The organism is Roseibium sp. SCP15 (assembly GCF_040329435.1).
GTDB lineage: Bacteria > Pseudomonadota > Alphaproteobacteria > Rhizobiales > Stappiaceae > Roseibium.
Map to the genome: position 1 here is coordinate 1,370,527 of NZ_JBDZYI010000001.1, position 22,365 is coordinate 1,392,891.

Genomic DNA, 22,365 nt, shown 5'->3' on the forward strand with positions numbered 1-22,365 from the left:
AAACGGAAAGGAGATTCCCCAGGGGGCGCGTTCGGGTAATGGGCGGTCGCTCCCGACCACCTGAGCGTTCGGAATGAGCAAAGCACACCCATTTTCCTTCGAGCTACCGGACAAGGTCCTGACGTCTCTGCCAACGGGTGCCGTAAAAGACACTGTTGAGCATCTCGGACAGCGTATTGCTCGCGGTTACTACAAGATGGGTGCCATTTTGCCCAAGGAAGACGAGCTGGTCGAAGCGCTTGGCGTATCACGCACAGTCGTTCGCGAAGCCATCAAGGTCCTGTGCGGGAAAGGGCTCGTGCGAACAGCTCGGCGGTATGGTTCGCGGGTCTGTCATTTTGATGATTGGAACCTCCTCGACCCGGATGTCATCCGCTGGCACGACCCTGACAGTCCACTTACTTCCAGAATCTACTCCGAGGCGACACACCTGCGTTTCATCTTCGAGCCGGAAGCAGCTGCTCTTGCAGCCGTGAATGCGTCGGAAGCCCAGCGCGAGACGATATTGGCCGCAGCCAAAAGCATTCACCCGGAAACCAGCGAACCGGAAATGATCGGCGCAGATTATGCCTTCCATTCAACGATCCTGCAGGCGAGCGGCAATCTCATGCTCTCCCAACTGCAAAACCTGATCTATGCAGTGTTGATCTTCTCCTATTCAGCAGGTCAGAAAAGAGCTCCGGATGAGCAGGTTTCGCGCAAAAGCCACATTGAAGTCGCCGAAGCGATCTTGTCTGGTGACGCAGAACTTGCCCGAACGCGCATGCGGGACATGCTGACACAAAACAAGCTCGTAGCAGAAAAGATCGCCATTTCGACCGCGGCGCAAAAACCAAACAACGTCTAGTTCAGCTTGAAGACGTTCCTTGGCACCTCATCAATCAAGGCAAATTCACAAATACCTGACGCAGTATAGACAGACTTAGCTCGACACATCGCCGTTTTCAAACATGGCTCCAGTGCGGAATGGCATGACCCGAATTGGGCGGGTTGTTTGGAACAGCCGCCTAATCGCCTGCGATGCGGCACTTGAATTCCCTTGCAAAGAGACGTCCCATTCCGTGCTCTCCGGATGTCGGTGTCTTCGGCTCCCTATCTCTTCATTCAGTTGGAACCGACTGTAACAGGTTGGGAATTCCCCACGGAACTGCCGTGACACACTTTCCAGGTGATCACCAAATGCCGCCACCTCAGACGCGGAAAGTCTTTTGTCCAGTTGTAGGACAAATAAGATTGAGCTAAGTCAGTGAATGAAATCTTCACCAGGACCTTATCATGAGCTTCATCAATTCAAGCGATCTCAACGGTACATTTCTCGGACGCGTTTGGCGGCCGGAGGTGTCCGGACCATCCGTTGTCACAATACGCGAAGGAAAGGTGCTCGACATCACCTCAAAAGTTGCACCGACCGCGCGCGACATTTGTGAAATGGACAATCCAGCCGAGTATGTCAGCGCGGTAGACGGAGTTGTACTTGGCTCTCTCTCCGAGATCGCTGAATCGGACCCTACAGACTTGTCAGGCGTCCACTTCCTGGCTCCTTGCGACTTACAATCGGTTAAGGCCTGTGGGGTGACATTTGCCAGTTCCATGGTTGAAAGGGTCATTGAGGAACAAGCAGCCGGCGATCCGCAGAAAGCCAACGACATCAGAAATCGGGTCGGAGCAGCCATTGGAAAGAGCCTCCGCAATGTCAAGGCAGGTTCGGATGAAGCAGCAAAAGTCAAAAACGCCCTCATCGCAGAAGGCCTGTGGAGCCAGTATCTGGAAGTGGGAATAGGTCCCGACGCGGAGGTCTTCTCCAAAGCGCAAGTTCTGTCTTCGGTCGGCTCAGGCGCGGAAGTCGGTCTCCATCCGATTTCGAACTGGAACAATCCCGAACCCGAAGTTGTTCTCGCTGTCTCGTCCAAAGGCAAAATTGTGGGCGCGACCCTAGGCAACGATGTCAATTTGCGTGACGTTGAAGGCAGATCTGCGTTGCTACTTTCGAAAGCAAAGGACAACAACGCTTCTTGCGCCATTGGCCCGATGATACGTCTTTTCGATGCGACTTTTTCTCTTGAAGACGTTCGCTCTGCCGAGCTGGACCTCAAAGTTGAAGGTCGAGACGGTTTTGTGCTGAAAGGTCATTCGTCCATGAAGGAGATCAGCCGCGCCCCCGAAGATCTGGTCGCCCAAACAATCGGGCGGCATCATCAATATCCTGATGGTCTGGTGTTGTTTCTTGGGACGCTTTTTGCACCGACCCAAGACCGCGATGTTGCGGGAGAAGGCTTCACCCATAAGATTGGAGACGTTGTCACGATATCGGCAGCGGGCTTCGGGCATTTGCGAAACACGGTGAAGCTGTCAACCGAATGCCGGGAATGGACCTTCGGAGCCAGTCACCTGATGCGGAATCTCGCCCAGCGCGACCTGATCTGACATTTGTAGAAGAGCCGCAGGCTACTGTGGCTCCTTCTTCCGGAGAACATTCAGCTCGATCCGCCAACAGAACAAGACCTTGAAAAGCCGAATGCCAAGTATGGTGGCGCTGTCCATGCGCTCCCGGCAAGTGCTATTGCCTTCCCCCCCAAATCAAGACAGCACTTCTTGAGACGAGAGCGTTTCGAGACTGACAATTTCCGCTTGCTCAGCCTTTTAAGAGCGCGGAACAAAGAGCGCTGTCTTGGCTTCTCAATCCGTCGATTACGTTGAAATGGTGCAAGCCTGCATCCTCGTGAAAGGACGCGTTTCTCCAGGCTTCCGATAACAGTCTGGATTGGCGCAGAAACTCGGGGCGTTCCTCCCCCCCCACCCAGGCGATGACCTGGCATTTCCCTGCAGGCGCCTTCAACGCCGCGCTTTCAGAAACGGCATCCGCCTCACTCATTTTGAACGCATCGTTCATCTGGGTATTGCGGAGCGGGCGAAGGTCGTGAAGCCCGCTGATGGAAACAACCCTGTCGACACGCTGCAAAGCCTCTGAGTTCAGCGGACTGTCATCGCTGACCATCCGTGTGACGAGATGCCCCCCGGCCGAATGGCCGCTCAGTCTCACTGGCCCCTCGACACGGCTCGCAGCCAGGTTGATCGCTGCACCGATCTGCTGCGTTATGTCGGCAATCCGCACATTAGGAGCCAAATCGTAACTTGGCAGACAAACGGCCCAGCCATCAGCCAGAGCTCCCTGCGCGAAATGAGACCAGTAGGACTTGTCGAAGCGAAGCCAGTATCCCCCATGTACGAAGACGACCAACCCTCGAGCTGTCCCTTCAGGATAAAAAATGTCGAGCTTCTCTCGCTCTCCGTCCCCATAAGCAATATCGAGCTCTTTCCCTTCCCATGTATTTCTGAATGCTCTGGCCTCTTCCTCCCAGCGTGATGTGTAATCCCCAGCGCCTGGAATATAGGCGGCATTGGCGTATGCATCGTCCCAATCGGTAATTGTATTCTCAGTCATAAAGGTATTCCTATCAAAGAAACGTCGAGCTGCTCGGAGCATCTGCACACGACCTGCAGCGAATACGGAGTGAACGTGCTCAACACCCTGCTTGTCAAATCAGCCGGGTCCGTCCTAACGTCCCATCAACTAAAAATTTAGGGAGGACCCGGGCGGATGATGGAGCGATGTTCCAACCGTGTTGCCAATCTGGCGCATTTCTTGACGAAAAACGCGACTCGTTGGCCTTCGAGACCAGCGATTGTCTGGGAAGGCAACACCTGGAGCTGGGCTGAACTCGACAGGCGCGTCAGTGCGCTTGCTTCAGCTCTTCAGTCAGAATTCGGAGTGTCCAAAGGCGACTCGCTGCTTGTACAGGCCCAGAACTCCAACCAGATGATCGAGATCATGCTCGCCGCATTCCGGCTGGGCGCAATCTGGGTCCCTTGTAACTTCCGTCAGGCTCCCGGAGAAACTTCATATGCTGCTCAAAAGGCTAAGGCGAAAGTGTTCCTGTGCGATGCGGAGTTTGAGTTGCAGGCAAATGCAGTTCAGGAAGCACGACCGGACCTTGCCGGCATAGCCACCATTGGAGAGAGTTCCTTTGGAGTATCCATTGAACACCTGATATCCAGATTTCAGGATTCAGGATTTGCCAACACAGCAGTCAACTACAACGATCCATGCTGGCTGTTCTTCACATCGGGTTCCACCGGCCGCCCCAAGGCCGTCGTTCTCACCCACGGCCAGATCGGCTTCGTGACCGTGAACTATATGGCCGACCTCCTGCCCGGTACGACAGAGCAGGACGCCTCCCTTGTCATAGCCCCTCTTTCCCATGGCGCCGGACTACAACTGATTGCACAGCTTTCCAGCGGTTCTGCCCATGTCTTGATGCCGCAAGGCGGATTTGATCCGGCGAAGGCATTCGAATTGATCGAACAACACAAAGTCAGCAACCTGTTCACTGTACCAACCATCGTGAAACGGCTTGTTGAGGATCCATCCGTTGACCACTTCAACCATTCCAGCCTGCGGCATGTGATTTATGCGGGAGCCCCGATGTACCGGGAGGATCAAAAGCGTGCGCTGGAAAAACTCGGTCAGGTTCTGGTTCAATACTACGGTTTGGGTGAAGTGACCGGCAACATCACAGTGCTGCGGACACAGGATCATTCGCCTGATGATAACGAAACCCGTATAGGGACCTGTGGCACCGAACGAACGGGTATTGAGATAAGCATCCAGGACGACGACGGCGGTATCCTTGGACCGCACGAAACCGGAGAGGTCTGCGTCATAGGTCCTGCGGTCTGTGCCGGGTATCTTGAAGATGACGGCGCAAACGCAAAATCATTCCGCAATGGCTGGTTTCGAACCGGTGATATCGGCCATATGGACGAACAGCGCTATCTCTACCTCACGGGCAGAGCCTCCGACATGTACATTTCTGGCGGCTCGAACGTGTATCCGAAGGAAATCGAAGAGGTTCTGCTCACCCATCCGGACATTTCCGAAGTCGCAATCATCGGTATTCCGGACCGTCAGTGGGGTGAAGTTGGCCTCGCCGTATGTGTCGCGGAAGCAGGAACAACGCCGGAAGATGCTCATCTTTCAGAATTCCTCATCGGAAAGGTCGCCAAATACAAACTTCCGGCGCGATATCTCTTCATCGAACAAATGCCGACCAGTGCCTATGGCAAGATCACGAAGAAACTTGTTCGGGAACATCTCGAAGAGAAAGACCTGCTGTGAGACGACCGGCTCCAGAATCTCTCTCGGACATCAGGCACCCCGGTCCGGTCGCGGAAGATCGCAGACCTCACGCTTCGTGCCTCGCAGAACCCGTCATTCTTGAATTGGCGAATGGGCAACCATTGCTTTCGGCTCTTGGCAACTGGGCGGAGCGCGAAGGCTTTGGATCTGCAGTTCTTGATCTTGGAGGACTGAGCCTGCAGCCTTTCAACTTCGTCATGCCGGACAGAGCAATCGACGACCGTCATGCCGCCTGGTACAGCGACACCCATTCATCAGGCGGTGTGGCTCTCGAAGAAGCCGTTGCCATTCTTGGATGGCGGGACGGAAACTGGTTCGCTCACATTCATGCGTACTGGTATGAAAATGGCCAAGCGAGACTTGGGCATCTCCTGCCCGAAACGCTGACCATTGCCCGCTCCGCGCAACTGAAGGGATTTGGATTAAAAGGAGCGCGCTTCGTTGCGGAACCAGACCCGGAGACCGAATTTACTCTTTTCCGCGTCAAGCAGGATCAGCTCAGCCCATCGGACCTTGACCACAATGCAATCATAACCACGCTCGCCCCTTTTGAAGACATGCATGAAAGCATAGCCGCTCTGGCTGATTGCCTTGGTGACACGACATACGACGTCTTCGGACTTGGAAGTTTCGCCGGAGCACAGTTTATCGACGGCCAGACAATGCCGGGACTGATTTCGGAAATTCTTGTGAGACCTGGAGCAGGCCGCGGACAGAACCAGAACCTGAACCTGCCCGTTCGATGCGTTGACCTGACCGGACAGATTTACGAAGGCACGGTCAAGCCGGCAGGCGCACCGACGCTGGTAACCTGCGAACTGCTGCTGCTGGCTCAATTCACTTCGCAAAGCGTTGAGACCTAACTCGTAAGCCTAAGCTATTGCCTCATCAACTTCGGCATCCAAGGGAACAGTAAGAGAACATTTACCCTTGCAGAACACAATAGGAACAGGTAGTGTGTTCTTGATTTGTACCACTTGATTCTCGCGGTCAGGGGAAGCCGATATGCTAACGCGCAAGCAGTATGAACTGCTCATGTTCATTCATGAAAGACTGAAGGAAACGGGTGTTCCACCGTCATTTGACGAAATGAAGGACGCCTTGGACCTTCGATCAAAATCCGGCATTCATCGCCTGATTACGGCATTGGAGGAACGTGGGTTCATCCGGCGCCTGCCGAACCGCGCACGCGCAATGGAAGTTGTCCGCCTGCCCGACTCGATTGCTCCCGGACTTGGGTCCCCTCGTCCGCGCGGCAGCTTCTCTCCTGAAGTGATTGAAGGATCGCTGGGCAAGCAGGAGACACCGCCTCCAGCTCCGGTAGCGGAAACAGTCGGCACTGAAATTCCGGTCATGGGACGGATCGCAGCCGGTGTTCCGATCGAAGCGATCCAGACGCACAGTCACTCCATCACCGTTCCTCAGGAACTTCTCGGCAAAGGCGAGCATTACGCCCTCGAGGTGCGAGGCGACTCCATGATCGAAGCCGGCATTCTGGATGGTGATACTGTGCTGATCCGACGGACAGACAGCGCTGATAGCGGTGACATCGTCGTGGCGCTCGTGGATGATGAAGAAGCAACCTTGAAGCGTTTGCGCAAGAAAGGTGCTTCCATAGCCCTCGAGGCAGCAAACCCGGCGTATGAAACCAGGATATTCGGTCCTGGCCGCGTTCGAGTTCAGGGCCGCCTGGTTGCCCTGTTCCGGCAATACTGATCAAGGACTGAACCTGCCTGGTATCGTACTTGGCAGGTTTACAACAGTGTCTGTTCATTGCACCTGATGGCAGTGTGATGTTGCGAGGCTATTTACCCTATTTCACCTTCCTGAGTTGCTCGCGGGTAAATGTGCCTGGTTCATGCCAGGGGCGAGGATTAGCGGGCACTGCGAACTTTAGTTTTGCTATTTTTGCGCCGGGCTGACTGCCAGCTTCAGGCGATGCTTTTTGCACTGGATGATCTTTTTTCCCATTCGAAAGCCATATGGATATGGCGCCGCGTTCCTGACGAACTGATCCTCCTATCGAGGTTACATCTGGACAATTTGCGCGAACCTTTAGGTCGGACACGATAATGTCGGCATATTTGCAATCCAGGCGAAATGCTTCTGCTGATTTTGGAAGCGCAAGTTTCAACGGCACTTGTGTCTTCGCATTCGAATCATCACCTGCACTTGCCGGATAAGCCGAGATTACACACCCATCTGAGTCGCATGTAATCTGGGGCGACTTCATCTTGCGCGATCCAATCGCTGACTTCGGGACTCCTTCCCCTGCATACCAGATGTCCGTTGCAAATGACTGTCGCCTCCCGGCCCACCGAAGCAGCCCCTCTTCATCTCTGGCAGCAATCCTTGTGCCGGAGGCCGCAATCTGAATATCCGGAGGTCTGTGTTGTACGAGAAACATCATTCCCGCTGCCAATGGGGCAATTGCCCATAGGCGCTTTCGTCCCGCAAGAAGCAATGCAGCGAACAAAGACGCGACAAACAACAATGCAACCGGCGCACTCAGTTTTCCAATCACTCCGGCATCAGCATCAAGTTGAGCAGTGAAAGAGGCAATTTTAAGCAACAAGGATATTCCAGCAGACATGACGATCAACGGAAGCGATGCCAATCCCAGTGGCATCAGCACCAATGCCAACACGCCAAACGGCATGATCAGGAGAGAAAAAACCGGCATTCCCAAAAAGTTGCCGACAACACCAAAGGACGCGATCCTACCGAAATGATGTGCCCCAATGAGCCCTGTCGCAAGACCGGCAATGCAGGCAGTTACAATAAGTCCGGCACCCCAACGCAAGACATGCTGCAGTACGCGAGACAGCACGCTGGCATCTATCTGGCGTGCCCGACTGAATGTTCGTTCGCGGTTTCGCCATATCTCGTAAACAGCAATCAGACAGATGACAGCGGCAAAGGACATTTGAAATCCGGGAAAGAACAGACGCTCAGGCGCTAGCAACAACAAGAAAAGACCGGCGATCGCGACGCTTCGCAGCGTTAACCCACGTCTGCCAACAAGAATGCCTAGGAAGACGAGTCCAATCATGAGGAAGGAACGCTGCGTCGCGACGGAAGCGCCGGAAAGGAAAAGATAGACAAGCGCCGCAAACAGGGCAGCAGATGCAGCCCATTTTTGCGTTTCCCAACGAAGTGGCAACGCCGGAATGCTCGCGAAGATCAGCAAGGCAAGTCCATAGGCACCGCCGGCGAACAGCGCCATATGCAACCCGGAAATTGCCAGGATATGCGCAAGTCCAGCCGCCCTGAGATCGTCCTCCTGTTTTTCAGCAATGCCGCTTCGGTCACCGACCAGAAGGGCAACGACAAGACTTGTTTCCGGCGTGTCTCCCAGTGCCGCCTGGATCTTCGCACCGATAGTGCCTCGCAGGCCCTGTAAAGCTGAACGCAATTGCAGGCTCACAGGTTTCTCGTCTTCCCGGATCAACGTCGGTGCACCAAAGCTGAAACCAGTTGCACCTATTTGCGAATAGAAAGCCCGAAAAGAAAAGTCATAGTCTCCCGGCGCAACCGGACCTGCAGGCGGAAACAATCTGACCCGCACCTCAATCCTGTCACCAACCTTGATGGGAGGATCTGCAGGTACACGCAGCCGAACAAATTTCGGAAAGCCGAGCGTCTCTCTTGATCGCCCCTCGACACTCGAGACGCTTAATAGGAGTCGCACACCTGAGGCATTGCTTCTCTTCTCGATCGCGTGGCCGGTGAGGTTCACGTTCATTTCTTCAGCAAGCTTCGGCGCGTCGACAAAAGCAGTTCTCACCGAACCGATGGTCACGCCCCCCAAGAATGCCAACGCAAGCAGGATGAGTTTTCCGCCCGGCCGGGAAGCCCCGAAACGGATAACCAACCCGCTCGCCAACGTAAAAAGCGCTCCCAGCAACAGCCAATAGGGTTCGCCGGGAAGCGCAAGATAACATGCGATACCAGCGGCAAATGCAAAGCCGACCCATAGAAGTCCCTGCTCCTCCCAGAACCGGCTATTTCCTGCCTCTTGTGATGCGCCTCTTGTCTTCCTGGAAAATAGAGGCAGGAAGTGGATACCGGTTTTGGCACTAGTTCTGCGTTGGGAATGCTGATTGGAGGAGTGTGATTTCGGGCCTGTACGCCTCCCCGCCTCCGCGTCGCGGCGGCTTTTAATTTTTGGCGGTGTTTGTGTTCCGTACTCCACCCACTGCTTGTAGCACGCCTTCAAGGAAGAAACACAGAAGGCCCTATTTTGCCTGAAGAAAGCCTGTGCTAAACCGGCGCCACCTAAAGGCGCAATCAGCGCAAATGTTCTGACAGAGACTTTCAGAAAGCACCATGGCACAAAAAATCGTCACGCGTTTCGCCCCTTCCCCGACAGGCTTCCTGCACATTGGCGGCGCCCGAACAGCGCTCTTCAACTGGCTGTTTGCCAAGCACCACGACGGGAAGATGTTGCTGCGCATTGAAGACACTGACCGCGCGCGCTCTTCCCAGGAAGCCGTAGATGCTCTTTTGGACGGTTTGACCTGGCTTGGCCTGGATTGGGAAGGCGAACCGATTTCCCAGTTCTCGCGTGTCGACCGGCATAAAGAAGCTGTTGAGCAGATGCTTGCAAACGGTTCTGCGTATCGTTGCTATTGCACACCTGAAGAAGTCGACGCGATGCGCGAAAAAGCGCGGGCAGAAGGCCGCCCACCCCGTTACGATGGCACGTGGCGAGATCGCGACCCGCTTGAAGCTCCCGAAGGTGTTTCGCCAGTTATTCGCCTCAAGGCACCCAATGAAGGTGAAACAGTCGTCAACGACATGGTTCAAGGTCGCGTCGTCATCCCGAACAAGGACCTGGACGACTTTGTGCTGATGCGTTCGGATGGCACACCAACCTACATGCTGGCTGTTGTGGTCGATGACCACGACATGGGCATTACGCACATTATCCGCGGCGTCGACCACCTGACCAATGCAGCCCGCCAAACACTTATATTTCAGGCCCTTGACTGGGATGTGCCGGCGATGGCGCATATCCCTCTTATTCACGGTCCGGACGGTGCAAAACTTTCAAAGCGTCACGGCGCAACCGGGGCAGAAGCCTATCGCGAAATGGGCTACCTGCCACAAGCCATGCGCAACTATCTGGCGCGCCTTGGCTGGAGCCATGGCGACGAGGAAATCATGTCCCTTGAGGACATGATCAAATGGTTCGGTATGGATGCCGTCGGTCAATCTGCTGCGAGATTCGATTTCAAGAAGCTGGAAAACCTGAACGGCCACTACATGCGTGCGACCGACGATCCGGAGCTGTTGAAGCACTGGAAAGTCTATCTGAGCCATGTGGAAAACGGAGCGGAAGTTCTGGCGTGGCTATCGGACGCAGGCAACGAGCAAACAGCGCTTGCAGCTCTGCCAGGCCTCAAAGAACGCGCAAAAACTCTGGTCGAACTGACGGAAAGCGCATCTTATCTGTGGCGTCAAAGACCACTTGATACCGACGAGAAGGCCCAGAAGATCCTCACAGACGACGCGAGATCCATTCTGAAGGATTTGCACGCCGTTCTGTCTGAAGCTTCTGATTGGGCTCCGGAAGCGCTGGAAACAGCCGTTAAAGCCTATGCAGAGCAAAAAGAACTCAAGCTTGGCAAAGTTGCTCAGCCCTTGCGCGCCGCTCTCACGGGTCGCGGCACTTCGCCTGGAATCTACGATGTACTGGTTGCACTTGGTCGCGAAGAATCGCTTGCCAGAATCAAGGACCAGGAAGCCTGAGACCAATGATAAATGCACCCGTTTGTTCCTGATGGCGAACGGGTGCCCTAGACCGGCGGTCGTACGGGCCTTTGACCAAAGCGTTATACCGGCCAGCTTGCGGCACTGCAGTAAATGGGCTAGGCAAGAGCCGAAAATTTATCCAGTGCCATCTGTTGCCTTTGTTGAGATCCTCTCATTCGGGCAGGTCAACAGACTGGTGCGCAAGGTTAACGCAAAGGGGTATCTGTATGGCCGACAACAACGCCAAGCTCAGCGTCGGTGGCACCGACCACGACTTCGACGTACTTGACGGGTCCATCGGACCGTCAGTTGTGAACATTTCGTCCTTGTACAACGATTCCGGAATGTTCACCTATGACCCGGGCTTTACCTCAACCGCATCCTGCGAATCCAAAATCACGTACATCGATGGTGACGAAGGAACGCTACTTTACCGCGGCTACCCGATTGAGCAGCTTGCCGACCACGGCGACTTCCTCGAGTCCTGTTATCTGCTGCTTTACGGGGAACTGCCGACAAAGCCGCAAAAGGACGACTTCGTTCAGCGCGTGACGTACCACACCATGATCCATGAGCAGATGAACCGGTTCTATTCCGGCTTCCGTCGCGACGCTCACCCGATGGCAATCATGGTTGGAACAGTTGGGGCTCTGTCGGCATTCTATCACGACTCCACGGACATTACCGACCCGCATCAGCGGATGGTGGCCTCGCTGCGCATGATCGCAAAAATGCCGACAATGGCCGCAATGGCTTACAAGTACCATGTTGGCCAACCGTTCGTTTACCCGCGCAATGACTTGGGTTACGCAGCCAACTTCCTGCACATGTGCTTTGCGGTGCCGTGCGAAGAGTACAAGGTGAACCCGGTTCTTGCGCGCGCGATGGATCGCATTTTTATCCTGCACGCTGACCACGAGCAAAACGCGTCGACCTCGACCGTTCGCCTGGCAGGCTCGTCCGGAGCAAACCCATTTGCATGTATTGCTGCTGGCATCGCATGCCTATGGGGCCCGGCACACGGTGGCGCCAACGAAGCTGCGCTGAACATGCTGTCCGAAATCGGGTCCGTTGATCGTATTCCTGAGTTCGTGGCACGCGCAAAGGACAAGAACGATCCGTTCCGTCTTATGGGCTTCGGTCACCGGGTCTACAAGAACTACGATCCACGCGCCCGGATCATGCAGAAAACGACGCATGAAGTGCTTGGCGAACTTGGCATCAAAGACGATCCGCTTCTGGACGTTGCAATGGAGCTGGAAAAAATCGCGCTCAATGACGACTACTTCATTGAGAAGAAGCTCTACCCGAACATCGACTTCTATTCCGGTATCACGCTCCGGGCGCTTGGTTTCCCGACCACGATGTTCACGGTTCTGTTTGCGCTTGCACGCACGGTGGGCTGGATCGCCCAGTGGAAAGAAATGGTGGAAGATCCGTCTCAGCGCATTGGTCGTCCTCGCCAGCTCTACACCGGCGCGACACAACGCGACTACGTGCCTATCGACCAGCGCCGTTAAACTGGTTTCGCCGATTCTTTCTGAAGATTCGGCACCTTCTCAGAGATTTTGTTGACAATGCCGCCAGATTTCTGGCGGCATTTTTTGTTCCACGCCCCAAGGGAAACCTGAAATTGTATAGAAAACAAATTTCCACCTTGTAGCTTTCCAGGGAACAAAGGCGTATTCACGATTTTCAGAATGAGATTAATCAGTCACTTTACCTCCCAACAAAAGAATAAAACCATATTCCAATCCTAAACTCAGAAATAAACTATCTATTCGCTCTAATAAAATTCCTACTCTTTTCACATTTGTTCAGATAAAAAATGATTTCTGCATCATCACCTTCTTTTCTTTGAAGTTTTTACAAATAATAAGGAATCACTGCTTACCCTGATCGAAAATAAGCTGCGTAATACACGCTGGGGCTTTCGAGGGGTTGATATGAAGTTCCTGAAATTCGCATCTGATCTGAAGTTTGGTGTAAAAGTCGGAGGCAGCTTCGCTGCGGTTGTGGCGCTGACCGGCATTGTCGGCGGTGTCGGTGCCTACAGCGTAATGACACTCTCGGAAAGAATGGAGGTTGCCAAACAGTCAACCTCTACCATTGCTCAACTGCAGAACCTTGCCAGCAAACGCGAAGACTTTTTGTCTTCCCAGGATCTGCAAGCCGCAGAAGCCGCTCTCGTTGATATCGACGGCCTCACGAATGAGCTGAAGGTTCTAGAAGATCAATTGAAAGGTGAACCCCAAGCGCAAATTCCCGTTGCAGAAGCAGCTTCGGCGGTTTCCAAATTCAATTCGGCATTCGAGAACGTCGTAGACCTGACACAAGCCCAATCAGACAAGCGCATCGAACTTGAAGGCGCTGTCCAGGAACTGGAAACCGTCGCGTCAGACATTCTAGGCAAGGCCTTTCTTGCTAGAGATGGCATCGGTGCAGAAGACACCAATGCAAGAAAGACGTTGGTTCTCGCAAACAAGGTTGGGCAAGCAGCTGCGAAGTTCCAGGAAGAGGCCCTGACACTTCAGAACCTTTTCAGCGCGGCAGCCAACAACGCCAAACAGATCGCTGAAATCAGACAGCGCATCGAAGCCCTTGCGCCTTCTGCCAAAAACATGGCGGCAAACACCATTGAGGGCATTGACCCTGCAACGGTCAGGAAACTGGCAGCGACAACAGATGAAATAGCACAGACACTGGAAAAGCTGTCAACCACGAAGGACTACATCCAGATTTTTGATCTGACAGACTCGGCCAAGGCCGGTTTTGAAGGGCTGGTCGCGAGTTCGAAAAAGATCAGTGCCGATGCAACGGCTGCCATCGACAACGTCTACAAGCAGGCTGACGAAATCAAACAGCGCTTCTATGCGGCAGATGATGTCTCCGGAACGGTGATGCAGCTGGAAGCAGATGCCATGGCCGTAAAAGCTGCGGCATTCTATTTCATGGTTGCTCCTTCGGAAACGAACCAGCAAGCTGTTCTTGAAGGGCTGTCCGGACTGGCCAAACTCGCCGGTCGCTTGGAAAAGAGTGCTAAAGATTTTCCGGCCATCCTGGAAAAAGTTCCGGAAGTTGTCTCGTCGCTTGGTAGTTTCGGATCCGCTTTCGACGAGCTGGCTGCAAACCAGTTTCAGCTTGAAGGCCAGATCGCCAACATGAAGGATCTGTCTCAAACCGTCCAGACACAGATCTCTACTATATCCTCCGACCAAAGCGCAGCCGCGCAAGCTTCCAGCACAAATGCGCTGAGTGTTATCAGCCTGGCGCTTCTCGCGGCCGTTGTTGCAGGCATCGGCATGGCGATCGCACTCAACTTTGCGGTAACGCGTCCCTTGCGTCGCACCACCGAAACCATGTCCCAGTTGGCCGATGGCAACACCGATGTCGACATTGACGGCGTCGACCGCGGTGATGAAATCGGCGACATGAGCAGAACAATCCAGGTCTTCAAGGACAACGCGGTCGAGCGTATTCGCCTGCAATCTGAGACCGAGCAGGAGCAACATCTTCGTGCTGAACGACAGGCTCGGGTCGAGGAGATGATCACAGGCTTCCGCGAAAAGGCATCCGAAGTTCTAAGCTCCGTCGGTGAAACCGCCCATACGCTGGACGGCACTGCACAAGACCTGAGTGACATTGCCGGACAGAACTCAAGCCTGGCGGACAGCACCTTCTCCGTAACCGATGAAGCAACGCAGAATGTTCAAACCGTAGCCAGCGCTGCGGAAGAGCTGGCTGCATCGATTGCCGAAATCTCCAGACAGGTCAACCAGACAACGCAGGTTGTTGAACGGGCGACGGAAGGAACCCGCGTAACCAACGAAAAGGTCATGAGCCTTTCAACCGCTGCGACCAAGATTGGTGAAGTGGTCAGCTTGATCCAGGCAATCGCGGAACAGACAAACCTGCTTGCACTCAATGCCACTATCGAAGCGGCGCGTGCCGGTGAAGCCGGCAAGGGTTTCGCCGTTGTGGCAGCCGAAGTGAAAGAACTCGCAACCCAGACCTCCAAGGCAACTGAAGAAATCGGCTCGCAGATTACCGAGATTCAGGACGCCACGAAGGACGCGGTTTCCGCAATTCAGGAAATCACTGAAACCATGGAAGAGGTCAACGAATACACCTCGACCATCGCAGCGGCTGTCGAGCAGCAGGGCTCTGCAACAAACGAGATCTCGGTCAATGTCCAGCGTGCCGCTGAGGGGACCGGTTCAGTCAAGAACAACATGTCTGACTTGTCGCAAGCCGTGGCGCAAACCAGCCAGTCCGCAAACCTTGTGCTCGGCGCCTCCGGAGAATTGTCCCAAAAGACGGACATGCTGAGCAACGAAGTCAGTCAGTTCCTGGACAACGTTGCAAACGCCTGATCAGGTCAAGCGTCCAGCAGAAACAGTTTGAAAGCCTTCAATCCCGGAGCTGTGATAGCTCCGGGATTTTTGCAAATTACAGATTTTTTCCAATTGGAGTGCGGTGTTCCCTGGCCCTTAACTCGCCGAAAGCGCACGATTTGACTTTTGTACGTTCGCGCCAAGCGTGCTCAACACCACATCCGCAGCTGCACTGCTTTGACTGTGACCCTGCGGCAGTCGCATAACGGACTCGAGCCGTGAAAATTCATCCAACTGTGCCTGCCGATCAGGTCCTTCCTGCAACAAATCCTTGAGAAGTCTTGCAAGCACCTGAGGTTTCACTTCGTCGTCCAGGAACTCTGGAATAGCCTTACTGCCGAGAATGATGTTGGGTAGAACAAATGAGTCCACGCTGGAGAATTTGAAAATGCGATTGAGGTCCTTGATCCGGCGAAAGAACCAGTCAACCTTGTAAGCGACGACCATGGGCACTCCAGACAGCGCCAACTCCAATGAAACCGTGCCAGATGCGGCGAGCGCCGCATGAGCGCTCCGGAACGCTGCCTTTTTGGCTTCCAGCCCGGTCACAATTCGCGGCTTCACTTTCCAGTTCTGAGTACCTTGCCGAATTTTTGCGTCAAGGTGGCTCACCGCAGGAAGTACCACTTCGATATCCGGCACCTCGTTCTTGACCAAGGCGACAGTCTCGCCGAAATCTTCCAGCAGACGATCAATTTCGCTGCGCCGGCTCCCCGGCAACACGAGAAGCACCTTTTCATCACCACTCACCGGCCGCCGTTCATCACGATCTGGACGCAGGTCTTCCACATGTTCGCTGAGTGGATGTCCTACATAGTGCGTACGCGGTCCTCCCAGCTTCTTGTGAATGGCAGGTTCAAAAGGCAGCAGAGCGAGCAATTCGTCAACATAGACGCTCATCTTCTTCGCCCGCCCGGGCCGCCAGGCCCAAACGGAAGGAGACACGTAACCGACAATCGGAATGTGTGGAGCGCGCTTGCGCACTCGCTTGGCAACACTATGGGTGAAGTCCGGACTGTCGATGATGACAAGCACATCCGGATCGCCTGCAATCACATCATCTACGGTTTGATAGACCCGTTTCACGATCAGAGGCAGACGGGCCAAAACAGCACTCAGGCCCATAACTGAAACATCGGAGATGTCAAAGAAGCTGGTCAATCCGAGAGTTGTCATCCGCTCTCCACCGACGCCGCAATACCTTACGCCTTGTCCCAGTCTGTCATTGAGCGCCTTCATCAACTCGGAACCAAGCTGATCACCGGATTCTTCACCGGCAACAAGACAGATTGTTGGAGCATTGTCCGTCATCCGTCAGCCGCTCCCTCGTCAGATGGTTTTTCAACTCCCACGACAAAGAGCCCCGCGCTGTCGGCACGCTGAAGCGTTTCCTCTTTCTCCGCAATCAGAGCACCGTGCGCCTCAATCGCTATTCCTGCCAATCCTGCCGAGACCGCAAGTTCAATGGTCCGGGGTCCAACAGTCGGCAAATCAACACGCAAATCCTGATCCGGCTTTGCTGCCTTGACGAGCACTCCAGCACGGCCTTTTGAGCGAATGCGGCCAACTCTCTTAAGATCGGCACAGCGCTCGATCATGGCGTCCGTGCCTTCTGCTCCCTCGAGGGCAACAACACGCCCGCCAACGGCAATCGCGGCCTGACCGATGTCCAGCTCTCCAAGTTTCTGGGTCGCTTTCAGAGCGAGCTCCAGATCTCGCCAGTCGTCTGTCTTTGGCTGCATCTTTCCCAGTACGCCACTTGATGCCAGAAGTTGTGGCGCCACATCCCTGATTCCCACAACGCGGTACCCCTCGTCCTCGAAAAGGCGGATGACTTTGGTCAACAAGCTGTCGTCGCCGCCGGCCAATGCCCGGATGATGGTCGGCAGGCGCTTGAGTGTGCCAAAGTCGCCGAGTATTGACGTGAAATCCGGTCGCTTCGACACACCACCAATCAGAAGAACATCCTGACAGCCGGTCTTTTTCAAAAACTTGTAGAGCCTACCGATTTCTCCCCAACCGAGCTCCGTACTCGCCCGGTTTCTGGTTTGCTCATCAGCTTCACCCTTGATGGCAATGATCCGAAAATCTCGACCGGAGCCGGAAAGCGCATCGGCAATCTGACAAGGCAAACTACCGTTGCCGGCGATCAATGCGATACGCCTCCCTTGGGTCTGAGCCAAATCAGGCATGACCTTAGTCTTCACTGCGCGGCGTACAGAAGCGCCGATCTTCCTTTTCAAGGATGAAATCTGTAACGGTCTTCACAAGTGGCTGGTCCGCAGTACCCTTCGCCAAGGCTTCTGCACGGCTTCGAAGTGTTCCGTCGCTGCTTTCAAACAGAGCTCTGTAAGCGGCGCGGAGGGCGTGAATTTGTTCTCTCGGGAAGCCTTTGCGTTTCAGACCAACAAGGTTAAGGCCAGCAAGACGGGCTCGGTCTCCAATCACAGATCCAAACGGGATAACATCAAACTCCACACCGGTCATACCGCCGACGATCGCACCGGTACCAATCCTGGACCACTGCCGTACTGCGCTAAGGCCTCCGAGAATGACGAAGTCATCCAATTCCACGTGACCTGCAAGCGTAGCGTTGTTTGCCAAGATAGCGTGGTTTCCGACGATGCAGTCATGCCCCACGTGAGATCCCATCATGAAAAGGCAGTTGTCGCCAACCTTGGTGATGCCACCACCGCCCTCGGTCCCAGGATTCATTGTGACATGTTCACGAATCTGATTGTTGGCACCGATCTCAAGATGCGTCACTTCACCCGCAAATTTCAGATCCTGCGGTTTATGACCGATGCTTGCAAACGGAAAAATCTGCGTGCCCGGACCAATACTCGTGTGTCCGGCAACAGCCACATGCGCTTCCAAAACGACGCCGTCGGCGAGCTTTACGTTGGGACCCACGATCGAATAAGGCCCAATGCGTACACCTTCGCCTATTACAGCCCCGTCTTCGACTATGGCCGTTGGATGAATTTCAGTCATATATCCTCACGCATCTACCAGCATAGCGCTGACTTCAGCTTCCGCAACCTTGGTACCTTCGACCATGGCAACTGCATCGAACTTCCAGATGTTGGAACGTTGTTTGATTTTCTTGACGTGAAAATGAACCTGATCGCCCGGCTCAACCGGCTTGCGGAACTTGGCCTTGTCGATGGTCATGAAATAGACCAGCTGTGGCGGCGCATCGTCACCCCGTGCATGAACACATAGAGCTCCGGCAGTCTGAGCCATCGCTTCAATGAGAAGCACGCCAGGAAACACGGGACGTTCTGGAAAATGACCCGTGAACTGCGGTTCGTTGATGGTGACGTTCTTAATGCCAATACAACTGTTGTCACCATCCATTTCTATGATCTTGTCGATCAGAAGGAACGGATAGCGATGCGGCAGAAGCTTCATGATTTTCATGATATCTGCGCTGGCAAGTGTCTTGTTTTCTGCGTCTTCCATGAAATGCCCCTTGGCGGTTTACCCCGCAAAGTTCTTTGTTTGATTATTCGTTTACGATCCGTCGCCGCGCTCTGCAAGCTTTCTGAGCGCTGCAACCTCACGGAACCACTGCTTCACTGGCTTGGCCGGTGTACCGCCATAACGACCTCCGGCCGGCAAGTCGTCGTTTACGACGCTTACCGCGGCAACCTGTGCTCCCATACCAATGGTCACATGGCCTCGTACGCCGGTTTGCCCACCAATGGCCACGAAATCTTCCAATGTGCAACTACCGGACAAACCGACTTGTGACACCAGAACACAGTGACGGCCCACAACCACATTGTGCCCGATCTGTACCTGGTTATCGATTTTGGTGCCTTCGCCAATGACCGTATCGCGATTGGCACCGCGATCTATGGTCGTGTTTGCACCAACTTCCACATCATCCTGAATGATCACGCGGCCGACCTGTGGAACTTTCAAGTGGCCTTGCGGTCCCATTGCATAGCCAAAACCGTCCTGTCCGCAACATACGCCGGGATGCAAATAGACGCGATTTCCAAGAACAGAATGCTGAACCGTGGCATTCGAACTTACAACACAGTCTCGTCCAATCTTGACACCGCGCCCGATAACAGCGTTCGCCCGGATAACTGTGCCGGAACCGATTTCGGCCTCAGCACCAATAACTGCCCCAGGTTCAACACCAACATTTTCCTCCAGCACCGCTGTCGCGTCGACGATGGCGTGATCGGAAACCACATTCGAGGAAGGTTCTTTTGGAACCATCGCCTCCGGATAAAGTTTCGCCAACACTTTGGCCCAGGAGCGATATGCATCTGCGCACACCAGAACGGCGACGCCTTCCGGTACCTTGTCCTTGTGGCGCTTGCCGACCAGGCATGCTGCTGCCGTCGTTTCCTCAAGTTTTTTGAGGTAGGCGGTGTTGTCAAAGAAAACCAACGTCCCCTGCCCCGCATCCTCCAAAGGAGCGACGCCAGAGACTGTCAGGTTTTCATCACCTCGAAAAATTTCAGCATCTGCCCACGCAGCGATGTCACGAAGTGCCACAGGTGCGGGAATTCCAAAGAAATTTGGCTCGGACATGATTTTATCCTTGTTGCCAGCCAACAAAAACGGCCGCCGAATAGATCGGCGGCCGATTTCTAACCCATATGACCGCAGTTTAGAAGCGGGTACCACCACTCAACCGGAAGACCTGTGTTTTATCAGAGTCTTCCTTTGCAATCGGATATGCAAAGTCTGCACGAAGTGGTCCGAACGGAGAGTTCCACCGGATCCCTGCACCGAGCGAGGCACGGATCGCGAAGTCATTGGAGTCGATCCGGCCACCGTTGTTCTCAACCAGGTTCACCAGATCGCTGTCCGCATCCCACAAGGAACCTGCATCTGCGAAGACCGCACCGCTAAGTCCGAACTCCTTGGGTAGGATCGGGAACGGAAACCGGGTTTCTGCAGTTGCTGCGAAGAAGAAACGGCCACCGATCGCATCATCGGTTGATCCATCGCGAGGACCAATACCCTGGTTTTCGAAACCACGCACAAGGTTGCCACCGAGCATGAACTGCTCGGAAACGCGCAGACGTTCGTCACCAATTGCTGTGATGTTACCACCGCGGATGGAGAGACTTCCGACCAGACCGTAGTCAGCAAGAATTTCCTTGTAAGCGCGCGCCTCAGCTTCGGTCTTGATGTAATAGCTGTCGCCACCGACACCAGCGAACTCCTGTCCAAAGGAGGCATAGAAGCCATCAGAAGGATCGATGTTGCGGTCCAGCGTGTTGTAGCGGAGCTCGTATCCGACCAATGACGTCAGGTAGGTGCCGAGCGAGTCACACACAGCTAGCGACAGATCAGCAGTGTTACAGTTATTGATGTTGGTGGAGTTGTTGTCCGGGTCGGAGTTCTCTTCCTGGAAGATGTTGTAGAACAGACGCAGTGTCAGCTCTTCTTCGCGAAGCGGCAACGTGAAGCCAAATCCACCACCAGTCTTCTTCTGGTCGAAGGAACGGTAATCGTTTGCGTCATCGATCTTCCGGTAAACGTCGAGATCAAGCGCAACGCGACGACCCATGAAGAACGGCTCGATAAACCGGAACTCATATGACTGGGTATCGGTGCCGCCACCAACGGCGATCTTCACGAATTGGCCGCGGCCAAGGAAGTTCTTCTCGGTCAGGGAGATATCCCCGATCACACCATCGACAGTCGAATATCCAACACCAAAGGAGATTTCACCAGTCGGCTTTTCCTCAACACGGACGTTGACGATCACCCGGTCAGCTGCACTGCCCTGCTGAGTGGTAATGGACACTTTTTCGAAGAAACCAAGGTTACGCAGCCGACGCTCTGCCTTGTCGACCAGGGCACGGTTGAACGCATCGCCTTCAGCAACATCGAACTCACGACGAATAACATACTCGCGTGTCCGGTCGTTGCCGATGATATTGATCCGTTCGATATAGGCGCGCGGACCTTCTTCGATATAGTAGATCAGTGAGATCTTGTTGTTCTCGTAGTCGCGAGCACCACGCGGGCGAACTCTGGCGAACGCATAGCCCTCTTCGGAAACACGAAGAGTGATATCTTCAACGGTCTGCTCGACGCGAAGCGAATTGAAGGTCTGACCACTACGGGTCCGGATCAACCGGCGCAACTCTTCAGGGTCAACTTCATCAATCGTGGAAACAATTTCCACATCACCGATTTCGTACTTCTCGCCTTCATCAACTGTGAACGTGACGTAGAAAATGTTCTGCTCACGATCGAGATCTGCGCTGACGGACACGATACGGAAATCGGCATAGCCCTTCTTGTTGTAATACTGGCGCAACAACTCTTCGTCGGCTGCAAGGCGATCCGGATCGTAGGTATCGGTACTGCGAAGCCAGCTCAGAAGGCCACTTTCGCGTGTACGGATCACGTCGCGAAGACGGCCGTCGCTGAATGCCTGGTTGCCGATGAAGCTGATACGCTCGACACCGGTCTTGGCACCTTCGTTGATTTCAAAGACAAGATCGACTCGGTTCTGACCGCGATCGATGATCTGCGGCTCAACGGAAGCTCCGTAGCGTCCGGACCGGCGATAGGCTTCGAGAATGTTCTGAACGTCTGCCTGAACTTTCGCGCGAGAAAGCATCGAACGCGGCTGCGAACGAACTGCTGTCTCAAGCGCGTTGTCCTTGATCTTCTTGTTACCTTCGAAAGAGACCCGATTAATGATCGGATTCTCGGTAACGGTAACGACCACCGTGTTGCCGCGTGGGGTGATATCAACCGTGGCAAACAATCCGGTCGCATAAAGCGCCTTCAAGGACTCATCGACATCAAACGCACTGTAGGAACGCCCGGGAACGATCGTCATGTAGCTGATGACGGTTTCGTCTTCCACCCGGGTATTGCCATTGACCTGAATGCTTCTGGCAACGGCGGCCTCGGCCTGTGTCACTATGGACAATGGCCCAAAGGCCTGTGGCAAAGCCGACCCAATCGAAAATACGGCTGCCGCCAAAAACACGGCCCGTGTAAGTTTCTGCAATCGCTGCATTA

General features: G+C 54.3%; 17 protein-coding genes and 1 pseudogene. 9 read left to right on the top strand and 9 right to left on the bottom strand.

Annotated elements, in window-relative coordinates:
- Positions 1-73: 73 nt before the first annotated feature.
- Together ABLO27_RS06220 and ABLO27_RS06225 are read left to right on the top strand one after the other, a co-directional pair.
- Positions 74-847, top strand: a complete 774-nt coding sequence (locus tag ABLO27_RS06220) for a FadR/GntR family transcriptional regulator (RefSeq protein WP_353031315.1) — start codon at positions 74-76, stop codon at positions 845-847.
- A gap of 428 nt (positions 848-1,275) precedes the next feature.
- Complete coding sequence (locus ABLO27_RS06225; protein WP_353031317.1) at positions 1,276-2,424, top strand: fumarylacetoacetate hydrolase family protein; 1,149 nt, start codon at positions 1,276-1,278, stop codon at positions 2,422-2,424.
- 208 nt (positions 2,425-2,632) lie between these two features.
- On the opposite strand, the gene ABLO27_RS06230 is transcribed toward ABLO27_RS06225, so the two are convergent.
- Positions 2,633-3,442, bottom strand: coding sequence for an alpha/beta hydrolase (locus ABLO27_RS06230; RefSeq protein ID WP_353031319.1), 810 nt, complete (start codon positions 3,440-3,442; stop codon positions 2,633-2,635).
- Positions 3,443-3,598: 156 nt separating this feature from the next.
- Here ABLO27_RS06230 and ABLO27_RS06235 point away from each other — a divergent pair, with 156 nt between their 5' ends.
- The 3 genes from ABLO27_RS06235 (at position 3,599) to lexA (ending at position 6,913) form a co-directional block, all read left to right on the top strand.
- Positions 3,599-5,176 (top strand): acyl-CoA synthetase, encoded by a 1,578-nt coding sequence (locus tag ABLO27_RS06235; protein ID WP_353031320.1) that lies wholly within the window; start codon positions 3,599-3,601, stop codon positions 5,174-5,176.
- Positions 5,173-6,060, top strand: a complete 888-nt coding sequence (locus ABLO27_RS06240) for a hypothetical protein (RefSeq protein WP_353031322.1) — start codon at positions 5,173-5,175, stop codon at positions 6,058-6,060. Before ABLO27_RS06235 ends, ABLO27_RS06240 begins: the two co-directional genes overlap by 4 nt.
- Before the next feature lie 142 nt (positions 6,061-6,202).
- Entirely contained in the window at positions 6,203-6,913 is a 711-nt protein-coding gene (gene lexA, locus ABLO27_RS06245; RefSeq protein ID WP_353031324.1) for a transcriptional repressor LexA, read from the top strand.
- Positions 6,914-7,010: 97 nt separating this feature from the next.
- Here lexA and ABLO27_RS06250 read toward each other — a convergent pair whose 3' ends face one another.
- On the bottom strand, positions 7,011-8,516 hold the full coding sequence (locus ABLO27_RS06250; protein WP_353031728.1) for a ComEC/Rec2 family competence protein: 1,506 nt from the start codon (positions 8,514-8,516) through the stop codon (positions 7,011-7,013).
- Between ABLO27_RS06250 and ABLO27_RS06255 the strand changes: the two genes are divergently transcribed.
- Positions 8,448-8,600 carry a hypothetical protein gene (locus ABLO27_RS06255; protein ID WP_353031738.1) on the top strand — a complete coding sequence of 51 codons (153 nt, stop codon included), beginning with the start codon at positions 8,448-8,450 and terminating at the stop codon, positions 8,598-8,600. The genes ABLO27_RS06250 and ABLO27_RS06255 overlap by 69 nt on opposite strands.
- A 66-nt stretch (positions 8,601-8,666) precedes the next feature.
- Here the strand turns inward: ABLO27_RS06255 and ABLO27_RS06260 are convergent.
- A pseudogene (locus ABLO27_RS06260) lies at positions 8,667-9,533 on the bottom strand (ComEC/Rec2 family competence protein); the annotation flags it as partial.
- On the opposite strand from ABLO27_RS06260, the gene gltX reads away from it, so the two are divergent.
- The 3 genes from gltX to ABLO27_RS06275 all read left to right on the top strand — a co-directional run bounded on the left by gltX (position 9,527) and on the right by ABLO27_RS06275 (position 15,327).
- Positions 9,527-10,951 carry a glutamate--tRNA ligase gene (gene gltX, locus ABLO27_RS06265; protein ID WP_353031326.1) on the top strand — a complete coding sequence of 475 codons (1,425 nt, stop codon included), beginning with the start codon at positions 9,527-9,529 and terminating at the stop codon, positions 10,949-10,951. The pseudogene ABLO27_RS06260 and the gene gltX overlap by 7 nt on opposite strands.
- Positions 10,952-11,181: 230 nt before the next feature.
- Positions 11,182-12,474, top strand: coding sequence for a citrate synthase (gene gltA, locus ABLO27_RS06270; protein ID WP_353031328.1), 1,293 nt, complete (start codon positions 11,182-11,184; stop codon positions 12,472-12,474).
- 426 nt (positions 12,475-12,900) lie between these two features.
- Entirely contained in the window at positions 12,901-15,327 is a 2,427-nt protein-coding gene (locus ABLO27_RS06275; RefSeq protein WP_353031330.1) for a methyl-accepting chemotaxis protein, read from the top strand.
- A 117-nt stretch (positions 15,328-15,444) separates the two neighbouring features.
- Here the strand turns inward: ABLO27_RS06275 and lpxB are convergent, their stop codons facing one another.
- The 6 genes from lpxB to bamA form a co-directional block, all read right to left on the bottom strand.
- The gene (gene lpxB / locus ABLO27_RS06280) at positions 15,445-16,659 is read right to left on the bottom strand and encodes a lipid-A-disaccharide synthase (protein ID WP_353031332.1); all 1,215 of its coding nucleotides are present in this window, start codon (positions 16,657-16,659) and stop codon (positions 15,445-15,447) included.
- Positions 16,656-17,540 carry an LpxI family protein gene (locus tag ABLO27_RS06285; RefSeq protein WP_353031333.1) on the bottom strand — a complete coding sequence of 295 codons (885 nt, stop codon included), beginning with the start codon at positions 17,538-17,540 and terminating at the stop codon, positions 16,656-16,658. Before ABLO27_RS06285 ends, lpxB begins: the two co-directional genes overlap by 4 nt.
- Positions 17,541-17,544: 4 nt before the next feature.
- Complete coding sequence (gene lpxA / locus ABLO27_RS06290) at positions 17,545-18,342, bottom strand: acyl-ACP--UDP-N-acetylglucosamine O-acyltransferase (protein WP_353031335.1); 798 nt, start codon at positions 18,340-18,342, stop codon at positions 17,545-17,547.
- A 6-nt stretch (positions 18,343-18,348) separates the two neighbouring features.
- Complete coding sequence (fabZ, locus tag ABLO27_RS06295; protein WP_353031337.1) at positions 18,349-18,813, bottom strand: 3-hydroxyacyl-ACP dehydratase FabZ; 465 nt, start codon at positions 18,811-18,813, stop codon at positions 18,349-18,351.
- A 51-nt stretch (positions 18,814-18,864) separates the two neighbouring features.
- Positions 18,865-19,902: a UDP-3-O-(3-hydroxymyristoyl)glucosamine N-acyltransferase gene (gene lpxD, locus ABLO27_RS06300; RefSeq protein WP_353031339.1), complete on the bottom strand. Its 1,038-nt coding sequence runs from the start codon at positions 19,900-19,902 to the stop codon at positions 18,865-18,867.
- Positions 19,903-19,981: 79 nt separating this feature from the next.
- Positions 19,982-22,264 carry an outer membrane protein assembly factor BamA gene (gene bamA / locus ABLO27_RS06305; protein WP_417714753.1) on the bottom strand — a complete coding sequence of 761 codons (2,283 nt, stop codon included), beginning with the start codon at positions 22,262-22,264 and terminating at the stop codon, positions 19,982-19,984.
- Between the last annotated feature and the right edge of the window lie 101 nt (positions 22,265-22,365).